13 protein-coding genes and 1 pseudogene are annotated in these 18,049 nt (G+C 73.7%); 6 read left to right on the top strand and 8 right to left on the bottom strand.

From position 1 onward, the window contains the following. Nucleotides 1-755: 755 nt before the first annotated feature. Entirely contained in the window at nucleotides 756-1,199 is a 444-nt protein-coding gene (locus ACFVVX_RS24185) for an SRPBCC family protein (RefSeq protein ID WP_387948676.1), read from the bottom strand. A gap of 374 nt (nucleotides 1,200-1,573) precedes the next feature. Between ACFVVX_RS24185 and ACFVVX_RS24180 the strand changes: the two genes are divergently transcribed. Continuing rightward, nucleotides 1,574-3,037 (top strand): alpha/beta hydrolase, encoded by a 1,464-nt coding sequence (locus tag ACFVVX_RS24180; protein WP_387948675.1) that lies wholly within the window; start codon nucleotides 1,574-1,576, stop codon nucleotides 3,035-3,037. Between the two features lie 13 nt (nucleotides 3,038-3,050). Here ACFVVX_RS24180 and ACFVVX_RS24175 read toward each other — a convergent pair whose 3' ends face one another. The 3 genes from ACFVVX_RS24175 to ACFVVX_RS24165 all read right to left on the bottom strand — a co-directional run bounded on the left by ACFVVX_RS24175 (nucleotide 3,051) and on the right by ACFVVX_RS24165 (nucleotide 5,633). Continuing rightward, nucleotides 3,051-4,097: a GNAT family N-acetyltransferase gene (locus tag ACFVVX_RS24175; protein WP_387948674.1), complete on the bottom strand. Its 1,047-nt coding sequence runs from the start codon at nucleotides 4,095-4,097 to the stop codon at nucleotides 3,051-3,053. After that, the gene (locus ACFVVX_RS24170) at nucleotides 4,090-5,352 is read right to left on the bottom strand and encodes a YcaO-like family protein (protein WP_387948673.1); all 1,263 of its coding nucleotides are present in this window, start codon (nucleotides 5,350-5,352) and stop codon (nucleotides 4,090-4,092) included. Before ACFVVX_RS24170 ends, ACFVVX_RS24175 begins: the two co-directional genes overlap by 8 nt. Nucleotides 5,353-5,501: 149 nt before the next feature. Next, nucleotides 5,502-5,633, bottom strand: a complete 132-nt coding sequence (locus ACFVVX_RS24165) for a hypothetical protein (RefSeq protein WP_387948672.1) — start codon at nucleotides 5,631-5,633, stop codon at nucleotides 5,502-5,504. A gap of 158 nt (nucleotides 5,634-5,791) precedes the next feature. Between ACFVVX_RS24165 and ACFVVX_RS24160 the strand changes: the two genes are divergently transcribed. Further along, the gene (locus ACFVVX_RS24160) at nucleotides 5,792-6,784 is read left to right on the top strand and encodes a cupin domain-containing protein (RefSeq protein WP_387948671.1); all 993 of its coding nucleotides are present in this window, start codon (nucleotides 5,792-5,794) and stop codon (nucleotides 6,782-6,784) included. Nucleotides 6,785-6,800: 16 nt separating this feature from the next. On the opposite strand, the gene ACFVVX_RS24155 is transcribed toward ACFVVX_RS24160, so the two are convergent. After that, nucleotides 6,801-7,727 (bottom strand): LysR family transcriptional regulator, encoded by a 927-nt coding sequence (locus ACFVVX_RS24155; protein ID WP_387948670.1) that lies wholly within the window; start codon nucleotides 7,725-7,727, stop codon nucleotides 6,801-6,803. 228 nt (nucleotides 7,728-7,955) lie between these two features. Here ACFVVX_RS24155 and ACFVVX_RS24150 point away from each other — a divergent pair, with 228 nt between their 5' ends. The 3 genes and pseudogenes from ACFVVX_RS24150 to ACFVVX_RS24140 all read left to right on the top strand — a co-directional run bounded on the left by ACFVVX_RS24150 (nucleotide 7,956) and on the right by ACFVVX_RS24140 (nucleotide 10,636). Then, nucleotides 7,956-9,221, top strand: a complete 1,266-nt coding sequence (locus ACFVVX_RS24150; RefSeq protein WP_387948669.1) for an FAD-dependent monooxygenase — start codon at nucleotides 7,956-7,958, stop codon at nucleotides 9,219-9,221. A gap of 152 nt (nucleotides 9,222-9,373) precedes the next feature. Then, nucleotides 9,374-9,547: pseudogene (locus ACFVVX_RS24145) on the top strand (cupin domain-containing protein); the annotation flags it as partial. Between the two features lie 252 nt (nucleotides 9,548-9,799). Next, the gene (locus ACFVVX_RS24140) at nucleotides 9,800-10,636 is read left to right on the top strand and encodes an NAD(P)H-binding protein (protein WP_387948682.1); all 837 of its coding nucleotides are present in this window, start codon (nucleotides 9,800-9,802) and stop codon (nucleotides 10,634-10,636) included. Nucleotides 10,637-10,923: 287 nt separating this feature from the next. Here ACFVVX_RS24140 and ACFVVX_RS24135 read toward each other — a convergent pair whose 3' ends face one another. Beyond that, complete coding sequence (locus ACFVVX_RS24135; RefSeq protein ID WP_387948668.1) at nucleotides 10,924-11,772, bottom strand: alpha/beta fold hydrolase; 849 nt, start codon at nucleotides 11,770-11,772, stop codon at nucleotides 10,924-10,926. Nucleotides 11,773-11,825: 53 nt separating this feature from the next. Further along, nucleotides 11,826-12,512, bottom strand: coding sequence for an alpha/beta fold hydrolase (locus tag ACFVVX_RS24130; RefSeq protein WP_387948667.1), 687 nt, complete (start codon nucleotides 12,510-12,512; stop codon nucleotides 11,826-11,828). Between the two features lie 211 nt (nucleotides 12,513-12,723). On the opposite strand from ACFVVX_RS24130, the gene ACFVVX_RS24125 reads away from it, so the two are divergent. Then, nucleotides 12,724-15,510, top strand: coding sequence for an AAA family ATPase (locus ACFVVX_RS24125; RefSeq protein ID WP_387948666.1), 2,787 nt, complete (start codon nucleotides 12,724-12,726; stop codon nucleotides 15,508-15,510). Nucleotides 15,511-15,546: 36 nt separating this feature from the next. On the opposite strand, the gene ACFVVX_RS24120 is transcribed toward ACFVVX_RS24125, so the two are convergent. Further along, entirely contained in the window at nucleotides 15,547-17,844 is a 2,298-nt protein-coding gene (locus ACFVVX_RS24120) for a helix-turn-helix domain-containing protein (protein ID WP_387948665.1), read from the bottom strand. Nucleotides 17,845-18,049 lie beyond the last annotated feature (205 nt).

Genomic DNA, 18,049 nt, shown 5'->3' with positions numbered 1-18,049 from the left:
TGGATTCCACGACCGTTCGGGCCCATCACGACGCCGCCGGGATGCATCTGGGCCCCGACGCCCTGGCTGCCCTGGAGAAGGCGGCCGACGAGGCGCTCCTCCCGCGCAGCACGCAAGACCGGTGGTCCACGAGCCGAAAGGGCTGCACGCCGACTCGCTGGAACGCCCCGCTCCCGAGCCGCCCGGCGGCGGCATCCGCGCGGCTGCTCCGGAGTCCAAGGCGGTCGGCGAACTCGTGTCCGCCCGGACGGAGAACTCGTCCACCTGGCGGAACCCCGACGGCTCGATCTCGGTACGCCAGCACCTGGAACCCCAGCCGGCGTCCCGCGACAGTACTCCGAACACCGGCCCGCTCCGCTTCGGGCGCTCTTCCCCCGGCGAGCGCCCCGGCGCATGCTGAATTCCGGGCCGGACAACGGCGTCCTGCCCGCGGAGGGGGACCGGCATGGACTACAAGAACCTGTTCGAACGCATCGACGACGCCGTCCACCCCGTCCTACTCGATCGCGGGCATTACCGCGCTCGACACCCTCACCACCCACACCGGCTGGTCCATCTTCTGAACCGGCGGCGCACCCACCCGGCGTGCCGGGCTTCCCCGCCCCCGGCGGGTGCGCACGGCGGAAGAGGAACGGCGGAAAGAACAGCGTTCCTGCGTCACGGCCGCCCGTCGGACTCGCCTCGCCTGCTACGGCGGAGCGGGCCGGCGCCCGGGCATCCGCTCCGCCGAGGGGCGGCGTGTCGCACCGCCGAGGTCAGGACCCCTCGATCGCAGCCTTGATCCGATGGCCGAATGCGGGGGCGTCCTTGCGGGCCGCGCGGAGCGCCGGGCCGGCCAGGACCTTGCCGATTCCGTGGCCCTCCAGCGTGTTGAAGATCCGGACCCGGGTGCGGCCGTCCAGCAGCGCCTCCAGGTCGTAGCCGCCCTCGGCGGTGATCAGGTTCTTGCTCTCCTCGGTCCAGCGGACCGTGCGCGGAGCCTCGAGTTCGGTGATGCGGAACTGTCGGGAGGTCTTCATCCCGGCGTCCTTCACGGTGCTGCGGAAGACCGTCCCGACGGTGGTCGGGCCGTCCGGGGTCTTCGCGATCTCCAGGACCCTGGGGCTGAACTCGGGGTCGTGTCGGCCGTCGGCAAGATAGGCGAAGACCTCCTCCACCGGGCGGTCCACCTCGACACTCGTCTCGAACAGTCCCGACATGTCGGCTCCTCGCTGCGTACCGGCAAGCGCCTCACTGCCAGGATTCCAGAGAGGCCCGGCCCGCGCCTCCCGGATGCCGGGAACACGGTGCCGATCACCCCGGGGCTCGACGCCGAATCTGTCGCCGCCGAGGAAGGCGTCCAGCACGGCGTGCCGACCGGTCGAGCGGTCGTGGTCGTCGATACGCTCGCCAGCACGACACCTCCCGATGGGCAGCAGACTCCCCCGACGGTAGTCACCGCCCCGGGACGCGGTCGGCAGCGACCGGCGAAGACTCCACCACTTCGGCGGTTCCGCCCCCTGCCGGGGGTGAGAGCGAGTACGCCGCCTGCCGTCTGACGAGTGGACGAAGCAGCAGCCCAGGAGGGCATCGTATGTACAGGAGAGCCCTGTCCCTCGCCCTCGTGGGCACCGCGGTCGCCGTGGTCGTGCATCCCGGGACACCGACGGCCACCGCGAACACCGCGGCGGCCGCGCCGCCATCCCTCAGCTGGGGCCCGTGCCCGAAGGAGGCCGAGTCCCCCCTTCTCGACTGCGCGACGCTCGACGTACCGCTGGACTACCGCCACCCCGACGGCCGCCAGATCGAGATCGCCGTCTCCCGGATGGCGAGCAGGGACCCCGCCAAGCGCCGCGGTGTGCTCTTCACCAACCCGGGCGGCCCCGGCGCCGCGGGGCTCGGTTACCCGGCGGCCCTCGCCGCTGCGGGGCTGCCGAAGGACGTCCTCGACTCCTACGACGTGATCGGCTTCGACCCCCGGGGTGTGGGCCGCAGCACACCGGTCACCTGCGATCTGACGCCGTGGCAGCAGCAACGCGGCAGTTTCCCGCCGTACGCGCACACCGCGGCCGACGTCGCCCGGGAGGCGGAGAACGCGCGGGCCGTCGCCCGGCAGTGCGCCGACTCGGGGACCGGGTGGATGCTGCCGCACACCACCACCGCGAACACCGCGCGCGACATGGACCGGATCCGCGCGGCGCTGGGCGAGCCGCGGGCCTCCTACTTCGGCACCTCCTACGGCAGCTACCTCGGCGCGGCGTACGCCGCGATGTTCCCCGGGCGCGGCGACCGGATCCTGCTCGACAGCAACCTCGGGCCCGGCGGCTACGACCTCGAAGCCTTCCGCCTGCTCGGCCGCGGGATGGAGGACCGGTTCCCGGACTTCGCCGAGTTCGCGGCCGCGCACCCCCAGTACGGCCTGGGCACCACCCCGGAGCAGGTGACCGCCAAGTTCCACGAACTCGCCGACCGTCTCGACGCCCAACCGGTCGGCGGTATGGACGGGACGCTGTTCCGCGGGATGACCTTCGACCGCCTCTACTTCGAGGTACTGATGCCCGTACTGGCCGAAGCCTGGCAGGCGCTCGACCACGGCAGGCCGGTGCCACCGCCCCCGGCCTCGGAGAACCTGCTGGCCGCCCGCCTCCACGTGATCTGCGGCGACTCACGCTGGCCCGCGGAGGTCGAGGTGTACCAGCGCAATGCCGCGACCGACCGGGTGCGGTACCCGCTGGTCGGCGGCTCCACGGGATCGATCGGACCGTGCGCGTTCTGGCCCCACGAGCGGCCCGAACCGCCCGTGCACATCGACGACCGGGGCCCGTCGAACATTCTGATGGTGCAGAACGAACGCGACCCGGGCACGCCCCTGGTCGGAGCCCAGGAGCTGCGGCAGGCCCTCGGCCGGCGGGCCGGGCTGGTGACCGCCGACCAGGGCGGGCACGGCGTCTACCCGTTCGGCCGCAACACCTGCGTCAACGACGCGGCGACCGTGTTCCTGACCACCGGACGACGTCCGGCGGGCGATCTCGCCTGCGGGGCCGAGCCGACGACCTGATTCGACAGCCCGGTCAGGGCGGCGGGGGTGCGAGTGTCCGGACCACGGCCCCCTTCGGCTCGTGCCGCGGGTCGAGGTCCAGCACGTGCCCGGTCCAGGTACGGAACGTCCGCGCGCCGAGGCGTTCGTAGAAGCCCCCGGTCGCCATGGCATTGGTGGAATCGACGTCCATGACGGCCCACCGGTAACCGTGGTCCTTCGCACGGGCGAGTGTGTGGGTGAACACGGCCCGGTACAGGCCCCGCCCGTGCAGATCGGGGCGGGTACCCGCGTTGGCGAGGTACAGCTCAGGGTCCTGCCCTGTAACGGCGAGTTCGGTGGACAGCAGGTAGCAGAGCAGCTCCCGGCCGTCGGCGGAGAGCAGAAGGAAGGAGGACTCGGGGCGGAAGTACGGGTTCCCGGTCACCGAATGGTGCCAGGTCGCGGGCGTCATCGGGACACTGCCCGGATTGCGGGCGAAGATCGCGTTGCGGGCCGCCAGCAGCAGGGCGTCGTAGCGGTCCTCGAACGGCACCAGCACGCTGCCGGACGGCAGCACCGGCGCGGCAGCCGGCACGTGCGCCGCCAGGTCCAGCCGCATGCCGCGGTAGCGGCGGACCCGTCGGAGGCCCGCGGTGTCGAGCGCCTCGGCGAGCCACCGCTGGTGGCCGTGCGTCCGGATGTGGAGCTCCAGCGGGGTACCGTCGCCGAACCGCTCCCGGTGCCGTTGGACCGCGGTGCGGCCGCACCAGGCGAACAGGTCCGCCATGGTGTCCGGCGTACGGTGGGCGGGGTGCACGGCGATGTCCAGGGTCATCTCGTGGACCGGGTCCGCGTGTTCACGCGTCCGGCTGACCGCGTACGCGACCGGCTCCGAGCCGGTCCAGGCCGATGTCGTGCCAGCGGCCAGGTCGATGCCCGTCGCCGCCCAGTCGTCGAGCAGTTCCCGGGCGCCGCGCCGGTCGCCGGTCCGGTCGGCCGCCTCGCAGGCGGCCAGCAGGCCCGCCACCCGGGGCGCGTCATCGCGGACGAGCGGCCGCCACTGCAGCTCACCCGCCCCTGGCCCGCGCGACTCACTCACCCCGGGCCGCCGCGAGGCCGCGCTCGCCGGGCACCACCACCTGGCCGTCGGTGACCAGCATGAACCGCTCCAGACCGGGCACCAGCACATTGACCACGGCCACGTGCGGCGTGACGTGGTGGTCGCGCCGGTACACCGCGAACCCCCGCTCCGCCAGGAGGCCGAGCAGGCGGTCGAGGTGGCCGCGCGGGGTGTCGGGCACCTCGGTCGGCTCGAACGGCCGGACCTCGGCCGTCGCCAGGGCCGCGGTGAAGTCCGACAGGTAGCAGGCGTGCAGGGCAGGGTAGGGCCCGGTGTCGTCGCGCTGTTCGGGCAGCAGGTGCACGTACTGCTCCCGGAGGTCCATGGTGCTGTGCAGCTGGACGAGTTCGCTCACCGCGCGGGAGATCGCGTACTCGCGGGAGAGCGAGGCCCCCCAGCCGCAGATCCGGGCGGGCCGCCCCGGGGGCGCGCTCTGGTGGGCCGCGTAGGCCGGCACGCCCAGATCGGTCGTCATGTCGATCAGGTGCACCGGCCGGCCGGTGCGCGCCGCGGCGAACTCCACCAGGTCGGCGAGCACGGACGGCAGCGTCGCCGGGTCGACGACGGCCGGGCGGCGCGGACGCTCGCGCAGGAAGGTGTTGATCAGCAGCACGGAAAGCGCGTCGCGTTCGATCAGCTCGTTGATCGCGTGCACCGCGGCCTCGACCGGATCGGCCCCGGCGGCCCAGCCGTTGTTGACCGAGTAGCGGCCCACCGACCGGTAGTCGTAGGCGTCCCCGACCAGGTGGCGCAGGCTCTCTCCGGCCGGGCGCAGATACTCGGGCACGGAGAGGAAGATCGGCACGTCGACGTCCGGACCGCCGAGCAGCGACCGGTACGGCAGGCAGCCGAGCGGCCGGTCCGGCGCCTGGGCGAGCAGCGCCACGGCGACGTCCCGCCCGAGCGGGCCGGCGGCGAGCCGGTGCGCGGACGCCAGCCGGATCCCGTCGGGGTCGAGCCCCTCCACCCCGCTGAGATGGTGCTCCAGCGCCTCGAACAGAGCGCCCGCCCGCGCCTCCGCCCGGCCGCCCTTGCCGAGACCGAGACCGGTGCGCAGCGGCACGCCGTCACGGCGCAGGACGCACCGCCATGTTCCGGGGCTGCCGTCGAGGATCGGCGCCAGATCGGCTTCCAGGCCGAGGGCGGCGATCGCGGCTGCGGCCCTCGCGAACGCCTGCCGGGGCGCGAGGCCGCGCTCCCCGGCCTGGGGAGGTGCGCTGTAGGTGGTGGTCACGGCCGTCCCGTCTGTCGTGCCGGATGTGTGGTGCTGGGTGTGTGGTACCGGGTGTGTCGTGCTTGGGGCATGCGGGAGCGCCGGACCGCAGCCGTCGGCGTGCGAGCGGCCGCGGCCCGGCGTCGTGGACCTACCGACTGCGGGCCGGGTCAGTCCTCGTCGGTGGACTCGGCCGGCTCGGCCCGGACGATGCCGGCGAGCTCGGCGATGACGCCCAGTTCGGCCGCGGACAGCACGACCTCGTCCGGGTGAAACTTGTCGCGGTCCTGGAATCCGCCCATGGGAACTGCCTCCTGGAATTCGTCCTGCGGCCGCCGGTCGGCGGCCGGGGCCGGTCCGCACGGGATCAAGTGCGCACACGTCCCGCCACTGATCGTGTCCGGTTGACAACGACGTGTGAATGCTTGCCCGTCCGTACGACTTGCGCGAAAGTCCGCGCATGGCTGCACCACGGTCGTCACCAACCCCCGCTTCCGGCACCGCGCTCCGCGGGGACCTCGTCGCCGAGACCCTCGAACTCACCGCTGTCCGCTGCACCCTGCCGCGCTGTCTGACCGCCGCCGGAGCCTGGGCCCTGGCCTTCCCGGCACCGGGAAGGCTCACCGTCCGGGCCATCCTGCGGGGCACCGTCTGGCTGGCGGTGGACGGCGGGCAGCCCGTGCGCCTCGACGCCGGCGAGGCGGCGGTCCTCGTCGGCGACCGCCCGTACACGCTGGCGAGCGGTCCGGAGGCGCCCTCGGCCGACGCGCCGCCGCCGGTCGAGGGCGCGACCGGGCCCTTCCTGCACGCCGGGGCCGAGGGCCGGGACACCGTCACCCTCGATGGCTGCCTCGAACTCGACCCCGCCGCCGAGGAGTTGCTGACCGGAGCGCTCCCTCCGGTGCTGCGCCTCGGCGCGACGACGGCCGAGGCGACCGCTGTCCGCTGGCTGCTGGCCCAGGCCCTGGGCGAGCTCTCCGCCGACCGGCCCGGGGCCTCCTTCGCCCTCGGCCACCTCGCCCCGCTGCTCCTGGTCCAGGTCCTGCGCGCCCTGCTCGCCCACGGGGGCGCCGACGCCCACCCGGCCGGACTGCTGCGCGCGCTGGCCGACGAGCGCCTCGCGCCCGCACTGCGCCTGATGCACGCCGACCCCGCCCGCCCCTGGACCCTCGCCGAACTGGCCCGCGCGGCCACGATGTCGCGCACCAGCTTCGCCCAGCGGTTCAAGGATCTGACGGGCGTCCCGCCGCTCGCCTACCTGCGGCGCCTGCGGATGCGGCTGGCCCAGCACACCCTGCGCCGTACGGACACGCCCCTGTCCGCCATCGCGGGCTCCCTCGGCTACGGCTCGGACAGTGCCTTCAGCAACGCCTTCAAACGGGCAACCGGCCTGTCCCCCCGGCACTACCGCGAGGCCGCCCGCTCCACGCCCGAGTTCCCCGCCCGGGGGTGACGGGCCGGGCCGGAGGTCATCCGTCGACGGCGGCACCGGGGTCGGCGGTGGCGGACGCCGGGCGGTCCGACAGCTCCGTCCACAGGTCGAGGAAGGCGCGCAGGGGCGCGCTCGGCCGGGCGCCCTCCCGCCACACGAACACCTTCCGCAACCGGACGGCGGGCTCCAGCGGCACGACGACGAAACGCCGGTCGGCGGCCAGCACCGGACTCGCGCCGGAGGTGAGGGCGGTGCCGATCCGCTCCGCGACCAGCGCGAGCTGGAGGGCGACGTCGTTCGTGGCGTAGGCGATGTCCAGTCGCAGGTCCGCGGCGGCGAAGGCCGCCCGGACGAATGCGTGCACGCCACTGTCGGGGCCGTAGCTGATGACCGGGCCCCGGACCGCCTCGTCGAGGGGCATCGGACGGTCCGCGGGCCGGCTGCCGGCGGGGAGGACCGCGACGATCCGGTCCTCCAGCAGCACCCGTGAGGCGACACCGGCCGGTTCGCCGTCCGGCGGCCCGGCGACCACGGCCGCGTCGATCTCCCCGGCGCGGACCCTGGCCAGCAGCGAGGGGCTCGACGCCCCGACCAGACTCACCGCGACCCTGGGGTAGCGACGGTGGTACTCCCCCAGCAGCCGGGGGACGCCGGTGCCTTCCAGGCCCCCGACGGTCCCCAGCGCGAACGAGCCGCCGAGCAGGCCCGACCGCTCGGCGAACTCCAGTACGGCCGACGCGGCCGACGCCAGACAGGCCCGGGCGTGCGGCAGCAGGGCCGCGCCCCCGGAGGTGAGCACCACCTGCCGGGGCAGCCGTTCGAACAGCGGCTCCCCCAACTCCTTCTCCAGGGCCTGGATCTGCTGGCTGATCGCGGGCTGGACGACATGGCAGCGGGCCGCCGCCCTGGTGAACGAGCGCTCCTCCGCCACGGCGACGAAGTATTCGAGCGTACGGAGCTCCATGGCCGACAAACTATCAATTCCGCAGCTGAGCAGCCGGGTTCCGGACGGGGCGCCGTCGGCTTCGAGCTCCCCGGTACGACGAGCCGCGGGGTGACGAAGCGCGGTGTGATCAGCGGCCGTGACGGCTGCCATCAGCAACGCCTATTGGACCCGGGCTCCGGGGGCGCCGATGCTGGTGACCGGGGTACCGGCCGGACCCGCGGCTCCGGCGGAGTGCGAGGACAGAAGATGAGAGTGACCGTCGTCGGCGGCGGCATCGCCGGACTTACCTGTGCCCTGAGCCTGCACGCCGCCGGCTTCGCGCCCCGGGTGTACGAAGCGGCGCGGAAGGTCGAGGCGGTCGGCGTCGGGATCAACCTGCTGCCGCACGCCGTCCGGGAACTCGCCGAACTCGGCCTGGAACAGGAACTCGCCGCCGTCGCGCTGCCGCCGCACCGGTTGACCTACCGCGACTGGACGGGCGGGACAGTGTGGGAGGAGACGCTCGGCCGCGCCACCGGTTACCGCTGGCCGCAGTACTCCGTGCACCGCGGCCGTCTGCAACTGCTGCTCCTGGCGGCGGTCCGCGAGCGGCTGGGACCGGACGCGGTCCGTACCGGCCTGCTGTTCCAGGGGTTCGAGCAGGACGCGGACGGCGTCCGCGCCCGGTTCCTTGACCGGGCGAGCGGTCGGCCCGCGGTCGACACCGCCGACGTCCTGATCGGCGCCGACGGCATCGACTCCTCGGTCCGCCGCCTGCTCTACCCGGACGAGGGCCCGCCGAACGGGAACGGCGTCCACATGTGGCGCGCGGTCGCACCGCACCCGAGGGTCCTCGACGGCCGGACGATCGTGGTGGCCGGAGGCACCCCCGGCGCGAAGTTCATCGCCTATCCGATCGGGGACAGCACGACCCCGGCCGCCGACACCCTGGTGAACTGGGTGCTGGAGGTACGCCACGGCCCGGACGGACCGCCCCCGGGCGGCCCGGGCCGTCGCGTCCCCGCCGCGGAGGCCCGCGCCGCGCTGTCGTCCTGGCACCTGCCGTGGATCGACGTCGCGGCGCTCGCCGAACGCTCCCCGGCGATCCTCGAGTACCCGATGACCGACCGCGACCCCCTGCCGCGCTGGAGCTTCGGCCGGGTCACCCTGCTCGGCGACGCCGCGCACCCGATGTTCCCCATGGGCATGAACGGCGGCTCGCAGTCCGTCGTCGACAGCCGGGTGCTGGCCTGGTGCCTGGCCCGCGACAACGACCCCGTGGCCGCCCTCGACCGCTACGACCGGATGCGCCGTCCGACCGTCAACGCGATCGTGCTGGCCAACCGGCAACTGGGGCCGGAGGAGACCATCGCGCGGGCCGAGGCACTCCCCGGGCCCCTGCCGCCCGGGGAGGCGGAGCGGATCTCGGCCCGTTACAAGCGGCTGACCGGGGCCACCGTGTCCCAGGTCAACACCCACCCGTCGTGGACCGTCCGCGACCACAGCCGGTCAGGAGCCGCGCCCGCTTCCTGAGGAGATCGGGGAGGAGCCTCTGCGCACCTGGTCGGCAACCACTCGCCTTCACGACCTGCGAGGCCGACACGACGACCGGGCGCGGTCGGGCAGGCATTGCGGGTCCGCCACGAGCGGGCGGTACGGGCAACGCACGTCACGACTCGTTTCACATGAAGGACAACGGGGCCCTGACCTTCCTGGAGGCGACCGTGCCACCCGAGGGCGGCCCCGCGCCGCACGTCCACAACGATCACGACGAGGCGTTCTACGTGATCTCGGGCGAGCTGGAGTTCCTCAGCGGCGACGAGACCGTGACCGCCGGCCCCGGCGGGTTCTTCTTCGTCCCTCGCGGCGCGGCACCGCTTCCGCAACCGCGGGCACCACGCGGCCAAATGGTCTTCTTCACCCCGGGTGCCATCAAGGAATTCCTCCTCTCCGACGCCACACCGGCCCGCCCCGGAGCCGCTCCGCCCCTCCGCCGGCTCAGCATCGCTGAGCCGGCGGCGGAACTGATGGAACGCTACGCCACCGAGATCCTCCCCGACCCCAGCCAGGAACTGCTCAACGCCGCGTACAGGCTGTGTTCAACTGGCGCCATGATCAACGGCACCACTCTCGTCCTCGGCGCGTCGGGCAAGACCGGCCGGCGGATCGTCGCCCGGCTCAGGGTGCGCGGTGTGCCGGTCCGCGCCGCCTCCCGGTCGAGCCCGACGCCGTTCGACTGGTCCGACCCCGGCGGCTGGGACGCGGTCCTGCGGGGCGTCGCCGTCGCCTACGTGGTGGCGCCGGGCGTGGCGGGCCCGGTGCACGGGTTCGTGGCCCGGGCCGAGGCCGCCGGGGTGCGGCGGCTTGCCCTGCTCTCCGGACGCGGCGCCGACACCTGGGGCGACTCCGCCTTCGGCCTGGACATGCGGTCGGCCGAGGATGCCGTACGCCGCTCGGCCCTGGAGTGGACCGTCCTGCGAGCGTCGAACTTCGCCCAGAACTTCGACGAGGGCCTCTTCCACGCCCCGTTGGTCGCCGGGGAGCTGGCGCTCCCGGCGGGCACCGTCCCCGAGCCGTTCGTCGACGTCGAGGACGTCGCCGATGCCGCAGCCGCGGTGCTGACCGAACCCGGCCGGCACACCGGTCGGGTCTACGAGCTGAGCGGACCGCGTGCGCTCACCTTCGGCGAGGCCGTCGACCTCATCTCCCGGGCGTCGGGGCTGCCTATCGCCTACCGGCGGATCTCCCCCGACGATTACGCCAGGACGCTGGTCGACCAGGGTCTCGGCGAGGAAGACGCCCACCACATCGCCGAGATGTTCGTCATGATGGAACGCGGCCTGATCGCGGCGACGACGGTCGACCTGGCCACAGTGCTGGGGCGGGCGCCCCGGACGTTCGAGGAGTACGTCGTTCGGGCTGCGGCGGCAGGCGCGTGGCGGCGGTGACCGTACCATTGGACCGGCTTCAGACCTCGCTCACCGGACCGGACCGCCCGTCCGGTGAGGACGCCCAGCCCCAACGGCGGCCGGCAGCCGCTCGGGCAGGACCCGGCTGGTGGTGAGACCGGGAGTCACCCGGGGCGCCACCGCACCGTCGGGCCCCCTCGTTCAACTCCCGGCTCGGCCACATGCTCTCCCGGCAGTGGCCGGGCCGGGCGCCCGTCGATGCCTGGCACGACGGACGCCGCCGCTTCGCTGCGGCCGGCCCCTCCTGCAAGGGCTCACCGACAGGGTCAGCCGACCGCCCTGGCGGCGTCGTCGATGAGCCCGGCCACGACCTCGGGGTGACTGAGCATCACCACGTGGGAGGAGGTCGGCACCTCGACGACCTTGCGGGCGTTGGCGCGGGCATACATCCACCGCTCGCAGGCCGGCGGGATCGCCCTGTCCCGGCCGGCGACCAGGCCCCAGGACGGGATCGTCCGCCAGGCGGCGGCCGTCGTGGGGAAGGTGAAGGAGTCGGCGTCGAAGGGCCGTTGGGTGGCCTGGAGGATCCGGAACTCGGCCTTGGAGATGTCCGCGGCGAAGGCCGCCTGGCCGTCCCTGCCCAGGTAGAAATCGGTCCCGGTCGTGCCGTCGGCCTTGGTGTACGGCACCGGCACGCTCACCGGAAGCACCTCGCTGCCGGGGAACTTCCCGATGAGCTCGCCCTGCGTCTCGCCCACGTCGGGCACGAACGCGGCGACGTACACCAGGGCCTTGACGTTCGCCTTCCCGGCGGCGGCGTTGGTGATGACCGTTCCGCCCATGGAGTGGGCGACCAGCACGACCGGTCCGGGGATGCTGTCCAGCAGACTCGCGATGTACGGGGCGTCGGTCGGGAGGCCGCGCAGCGGGTTGGCCCCGCAGACGGTGGGGTAGCCCTTGCGCTGCAGTTCGCCGATGGTGGCGTTCCAGCAGGAGGAGTCGGCGTAGCCGCCGTGCACCAGGACGACGGTGGGCTTCACCCTGGGCTTCCTCTCGTCGGTGCCGCTCGGGGCCGCGGCGGCGGCCGTCGCTCCGGCACCTGCCGTCAGCGCGGCCGATCCGGCCAGCGCCGCTCCGGCGGCCAGCATCGTGCGGCGGGAAAACTCCGTACTCATGGGACTCCTTGTCACGTTCGATCGGGGGAGGGCGGACGGTCGGGCCGGGGTGGTCAGCCGCGCGCGGCCTTCTTGATCAGGTCAGCGGTAGCAGTGACCTGCGACAGATACACCGAGTGGCTGCCAGGGGTCTCAACGGTGATGGCACCGATCCGCTCGGCCATCGCGCGCTGAGCCGGCGGCGGGATCATCCGGTCCTCGGCGGCGACCAGGTACCAGGACGGCTTGAAGCGCCAGGCCGGCCGGGACACCGCGCCGTTGAGGGCCTCCAGGCCCCAGGGGACCTGGGAGTCGGCCATGAACCGGGCCTGTGCCTCCGGCAGGTCGCCCGCGAAGGCCCCGGCGAACGCGTCCCGGTCCAGGAGGAGGAAGCCGTCGACCGGCGGCAGGATCGGCGGCACCGGTGCGCCCGGCGGCGGGTCGGCGATCAGGGTGGCGACCGACTCGCCCTGGTCCGGGGCGAACGCGGCAATGTAGACCAGCGCCGCCACCTTCTCGTGGGTACCGGCCTCGGTGATGACCGCACCGCCGTAGGAATGCCCGACCAGGGTGACCGGACCGGGCATCCCCTCGATCACCTGGTGCGTGGTGGCCACGTCCCCTTCCAGGGAGAAGGTGGGGTTCTGGACGACGGCCACGTCGTAGCCGTCGGCCTTCAGCGTGTCGTAGACGCCCTGCCACCCGGAGCCGTCCACGAAGCCTCCGTGGACGAGCACGACACTGCCGCGGGTCTGGTCCATCGTTCCTCCAGTCAGGTGCGGGGCCGGTCCTCCGGTCCCACCACTGACGGTACGAGCGCCGATACCGGCTCGGCTCCCGTCATCTGACGTAGTGCCATCGACCACCGATCGCTCGCCGCGACACTTCTGCCTGTGGTTGTGCCTGGCTCGCCGACGTGCCCGACGACTTCAATGAAGGCATCCCGAACACCTGCGGTGGAGGCACGGCACCATGCTCGACGAATCGGCCCCGAGGACGACACCGGGCACTCCGCACGGGACACTGGTCGGCCGGTCCCCGGACCTGGCTCGGTTCGACGACTTCGTCGCCGGCGTCCCGGACGCGGGCGGATCGGTGGTGCTGCTGGGCGAGCCCGGTGTGGGCAAGACAGCCCTGCTGGACGCCGCGGCCACCCGGGCCGCAGGGCACGGCCTGAGGGTCCTGCGGGCCACCGGCGTCCAGTACCGTTCCCAGGCCGGCTGCTCGGCCCTGCTGCAACTGCTGACGGCCACGCCCGAGCTGCGCGAGGCCGTGACCGGGGCACCGGTCCTGGCCGCGGCACTCGGCCTCGAACCGGGGATCGCCCCTGGCCCCGACGCGGTCGCCGAAGCCGTGATCCTGCTGCTCAAGAACCTGTCCACCGTCCGACCCGGCCTGCTGGTGCTCGACGACGCGCAGTGGCTCGACCGCTCCAGCGCCGCAGTCCTGGAACGAGTCGCACGTCGGCTCGCCGGGACCGGCACGGGGCTGGTGTGCGCCGCCCGACCGGGAGAGCCGAGCTTCTTCGACCACGTCGGCCTGCCGGTCCACGAACTGGGCCCACTGAGCCCGGCCGACGCCGAGGAACTGCTCACCCACCGGTTCCCGGCCCTGGCCGCACGGGTCCGCCGCCGGCTGGTCGCCGAGGCCGAGGGGAATCCGCTGGCGCTGCTGGAACTCCCCGCCGCCCTCACCGACCCGCAGCGCACCGCGGCAGCGCCGTTGCCGCAGCGAATTCCGCTGACCCAGCGGCTGCAGGCGGCCTTCGCCGCCCGCGTCGAGACCCTGCCGGCCCCGACCAGGCACCTGCTGCTGGTCGCGGCGCTGGAGGGCAGCGGCAACCTCCAGGTCGTGCGGCGCGCCGTCGCGGGCCGCTGCGGCCTGAAGCACCTGGCGCCGGCCGAGCGCGTGCAACTGGTCCACATCGACGACGCCACCGGGCGGTTGGCCTTCCGGCACTCGCTCATCCGCTCCGCCGTGGTCGACCTGGCGGCCAGTGACCAACGGCGCAGCGTCCACCGCGCGCTGGCCGAGGCGTGGACCGGGGTACCCGAGCAGCGGGCCTGGCACCTGGCACGGGCCTCGATCGAGCCCGACGCGGAAATCGCGGCCCTGCTGGAGGAGGCCGCCGAGGTCAGCGCACGCCGGGGCGACGGGCCGAACGCGGCGGGAGCCCTGGTGCGCGCCGCCGAACTGAGCCCGACCGGAGCGGAACGCGCCCGTCTGCTGGCCAAGGCCGCCTACGTCGGAGCCAGCCTGACCGGCGGTCTGCGGGATGTCCCCCGTCTGCTGGAGGAAGCCCGCCGGGCCGACCCCGCGGCCGACTCACTGCCTGCGGCGATGGCCGCCTCGGTGTTCCTGCTCAACAGCTACGGCGACGTCGACGCGGCCTTCCGGCTGCTCGGCGGGGCCGTCGCCCAGCAACGGCGGTCGGCCCAGCACCCGGCCCAACACCCCGACGCGGCCGTGCCGGAGGCGCTCGCGGCCCTGCTCATGGTCTGCGTGTACGGGGGACGCCCCGAGCTGTGGGCGGAGTTCGACGCGTTGGCGGCCGGGCTCGACCCGGTGCCGGACACCCTCCACCTGATGCGGACCGTCTTCGGGGACCCGGCGCGGGCCCGGGGCTCGGACTGGGAGCGTCTCGACGCCGCCGCCGAGACGCTGACCGGCGAACGCGATCCGGTCCGGATCCTGAAGGTGGCCACGGCCTGCGCCTACGGCGACCGCCTGTACCTGGTCGACGAGCCGCTGCGTCGCATGGCGGCCGGTGGCAGCAGGGGCGACAACATCCTCCCGGCGATCCAGGCCCTCTCGCTGCTGAGCAGCCGGGCATGGTTCGCCGGGCAGTGGCCGCAGGCGCGCCGCCTGTGCCGGGAGGCACTGGACCTGTGCGAGGAGTTCGACCACCCGCTGCGGTCATGGACGGCGAACTTCACCCTCGCCTGCGTCTCCGCGGCCTGCGGCGAGTTCGACGCGGCCCGCCTCCTCGCCGACCGGACGGACCAGTGGGCCGGTGCCCGGCGGGCCGATGCCGTACGCCGGTACGCCGCACAGGTCCGGGCCACGATCGCCCTGGCGCGGGGCGAGTTCGAGCAGGCGTACCGGCACTTGGGCGTCATCTCCGCGCCGGGGACACTGGCCCCGTTCGTCGGGCAGGCCCTGTGGGTCTTCCTGGACGCCGCCGAGGCCGCGGTGCGCACCGGACGGCGCGAGCAGGCGCTGAGCCTGGTGGCCGCCGCCCGGGTCGCAGGCCTGCACACCGTCTCACCGCGGCTGGAGATGGTGGTACTCGCCTCGGCCGGCCTCGCCGCCGAGGACGACGACGAGGCCGAGTCCCGGTACCGGGAGGCGCTGGCGGTCGACGGCACCGGGCGCTGGCCGTTCGAACAGGCGCGGATCCGCCTCTACTACGGCGAACGACTGCGCCGCACCAGGGCACCCGCCCGGGCCCGGGAGCACCTCACCGCCGCGGTCGAGACCTTCGACTGGCTCGGTGCCGTACCCTGGGCCGTCCGCGCGCGGGCCGAACTGCGCGCCTGTGGCGAAGCGGCTCACGGAGGCGGAGACCGCGGACTGCTGACGCCCCAGCAGTGGGAGATCGCCCGGCTCGCCGCCCAAGGACTCTCCAACAAACAGATCGGCGTCAGGCTCTGTCTGTCGCCCCGCACCGTCTCGACCCACCTCTACCAGCTCTTCCCCAAACTCGGGATCACCAGCCGGGCCGCCCTCCGCGACGCGCTGGAGCAGGTGACCCGGTAGCGCCGGCGGGGTCGCGCAGGGGCAGCTCAGGGCCGCTCAGCCGCCGTCGGTGCCGCTCCATGCCTTCAGCAGCTCCTCCGTCGCCGCGATCTCCGCGGTAGCGTCCGCTGCGGTGAACAGTTCCCGCGCCGCCTCCAGGGTCGAGGCGGCTTCGGCCAACCGGCCCTGCTGGTGCTGGAGCTGGGCCAGCTTCAGTTGGACGCGGCCCTGGTGGAGTGTCATGCCGGTCCGGCCGGCGTTGTCGGCGGCGGTCCGGTAGGCGGATTCGGCCAGGTCGTACTGCTGGACTGCCTGGTGCGCCGTGGCCAGATAGAAGTGACCGGAGGTCAGCAGGACGTCGGCGACGGTCTGCCAGGCCTCGCCCGCCGGCGGGCGGCGGGCGATCTCGATGCCCGCCCGGAGCTTCTCGATCGCCGCGCCGGGCTCACCGAGGCCCAGCAGGGTGACGGCGACCGACATCAGGACGGTCGTCCGGCCCGTCCAGTCGTCCACCTGGGCGAAGAGCTGCTCCGCCTGCTCGGAGTAGGGCAGCGAGGCCGCCGGGTCGGTGGTCATCCTCGCCCGCGCCGCGAAATGCAGGGCCCAGGCCCGCTGGCGTGCCGCGCCGGCCTGTTCGGCGATCCGCGCCGCCTCCAGCGCGGACGCCACCGCCTGCTCGGTGTCGCCGTTCTGGGCCGTCGCCCAGGACAGGTTGTACAGCTGGGTCGCCTGCGCGACCGGGTCACCGACCCGCTGCGCGGCCGCGGCGGACAGCGTGAACAGCTCCTGCCAATGAGGCCACAGCATCCACTGGTTGGAGAACCAGTGCAGTGCGTCCGCGGTGTCGACGACGAGGCGGTCCCAGCCCTCCGTGGCGGCGACGCGTACCGCGCCGAACCAGTTCTCGGACTCGGCCCGCAGCCAGGCTTCGGCCACCTCCGAGGTGGACAGGTCCACCGGATGCCGCCAGTGCGCCGGTGCGGCCCCGTGATCGGGGTCGAACCACAGACCGGCGGCGGCCGTCACCTCCAGCAGCCATGCGACCGCCGTCCGCGTCAGGACCGCGCGCTCGGCCGGATCCTCCTCCGCCGCGAGGCGCTCGGCGGCGAACAGCCGGATCAGGTCGTGGAAGCCGTAGCGGCCGTCGTCGGACTGGGACAGCAGCCCCAGCTCGTGCAGTTCCTCCAGCACGTCCTCGGTGTCCAGCAGGTCCGCGGCCCGCGGCGGCCGTGCTCCGCCCAGGACCGAGGCCAGGGCCACGTCGAAGTCCGGGCCCGGGACCAGGGCGAGCCGGCGGCACAGGCACCGGGCCGCCATACTCAGCTGGTCGTAGGACATCCGGAACGCCGCCGTGATCTGCAGGTCGCCGGCCCGGATCTGCTCCAGCCGCCGTCCGGAGTCGGCCAGCCTGTTCGCCAACTCCCCCGCGGTCCACGCCGGTCGGGTGGCCAGCCGGTTGCCGACGATGCGCAGCGCCAGCGGCAGCCCGCCGCACACCGCGGCCAGCTCGTCGAGCCCCTCGCCGCGCGGGCCGTCGGCGTCACCGATGATCGACGCCAGCAGCCGCCGTCCCTCCGCGGCCTCCAGCGTCGGTACCGGCAGCCGGTGGACGCCCTCCAGCCCGGTCAGCAGTCGGCGGCTGGTCACCAGTACGAGGCCCGCCCCCGCGCCGGGAAGCAACGGACGCACCTGCTCCTCGTCCCGGGCGTTGTCCAGGATCAGGACGGCGGGATGCTGCTCGAACAGTGTGCGGAACTGCCCGGCCCGGCCGTCGACCTCGTCGTGGATGTCTCGGTCCGCGACTGCCAGCGCCTTGAGCAGACGGAAGAGTGCCGCGTGCGCCGCCAACGGATCGGGATCCAGCCCGCGCAGGTTGACGTAGAACACGTCGAGGCCGCGCGAGTCGGCTATCAGCCGCGCGGCCCGCACGGCGAGGGTGGTCTTGCCGATACCCCCCGGGCCCGACAGCACCGAGACCGGCACCTCTGAGCCCGCCGCGGCCAGCGTGGCGAGACGGGCCAGCTCAGTCTCCCGCCCCGCGAAGTCCGGGAGCTCCCGGGGCGGGACGCACCAGCCGGCCGGTGCCGTCACCGGCCGCGGACGCCCCGCCTCCGCAAGCTGCTCCAGCCGGACCCGGTCCGCCTCACCCAGCCCCAGCCCGTCGGCCAGCGCCGTGACCGTCCTGCGCTGCGGCCCCAGGCTGTGCCCCCGCTCCAGCCCGCCGATCGCTCGCACGCTGACCCCGGAGGACTCCGCCAGTGCCTCCAGTGTGAGCCGCTCCCGTTGTCGCAACCGCCGCAGCTCCGCGGCGAACGTGGTCCCACGGTGATCCTCGCCCCTGTCAGCCATGTCCATCGCGAGCAGCCCCTCCGGTGCGAGATCAGTGGCCCGACTGTAGTGGAGGTGACCGAACAGCGAAGTTCGAACGTCTCGTTGGGAACCGATGGGTTCGGACGAGCGGCATCCCTCCGCGAGCCCGACCGACCGGGCTCGCGGAGGGCAACCGGCGGCGGACCGCTCCGCTCAGGTCCGCGCCGCCGGATCAGAGCTCCGCGTGGTT

Source organism: Kitasatospora sp. NPDC058170 (assembly GCF_042883905.1).
Taxonomy (GTDB): Bacteria; Actinomycetota; Actinomycetes; order Streptomycetales; family Streptomycetaceae; genus Kitasatospora.
Note: the sequence above shows the minus strand (reverse complement) of the source record. Positions and strands in the feature narration are given on the sequence as shown.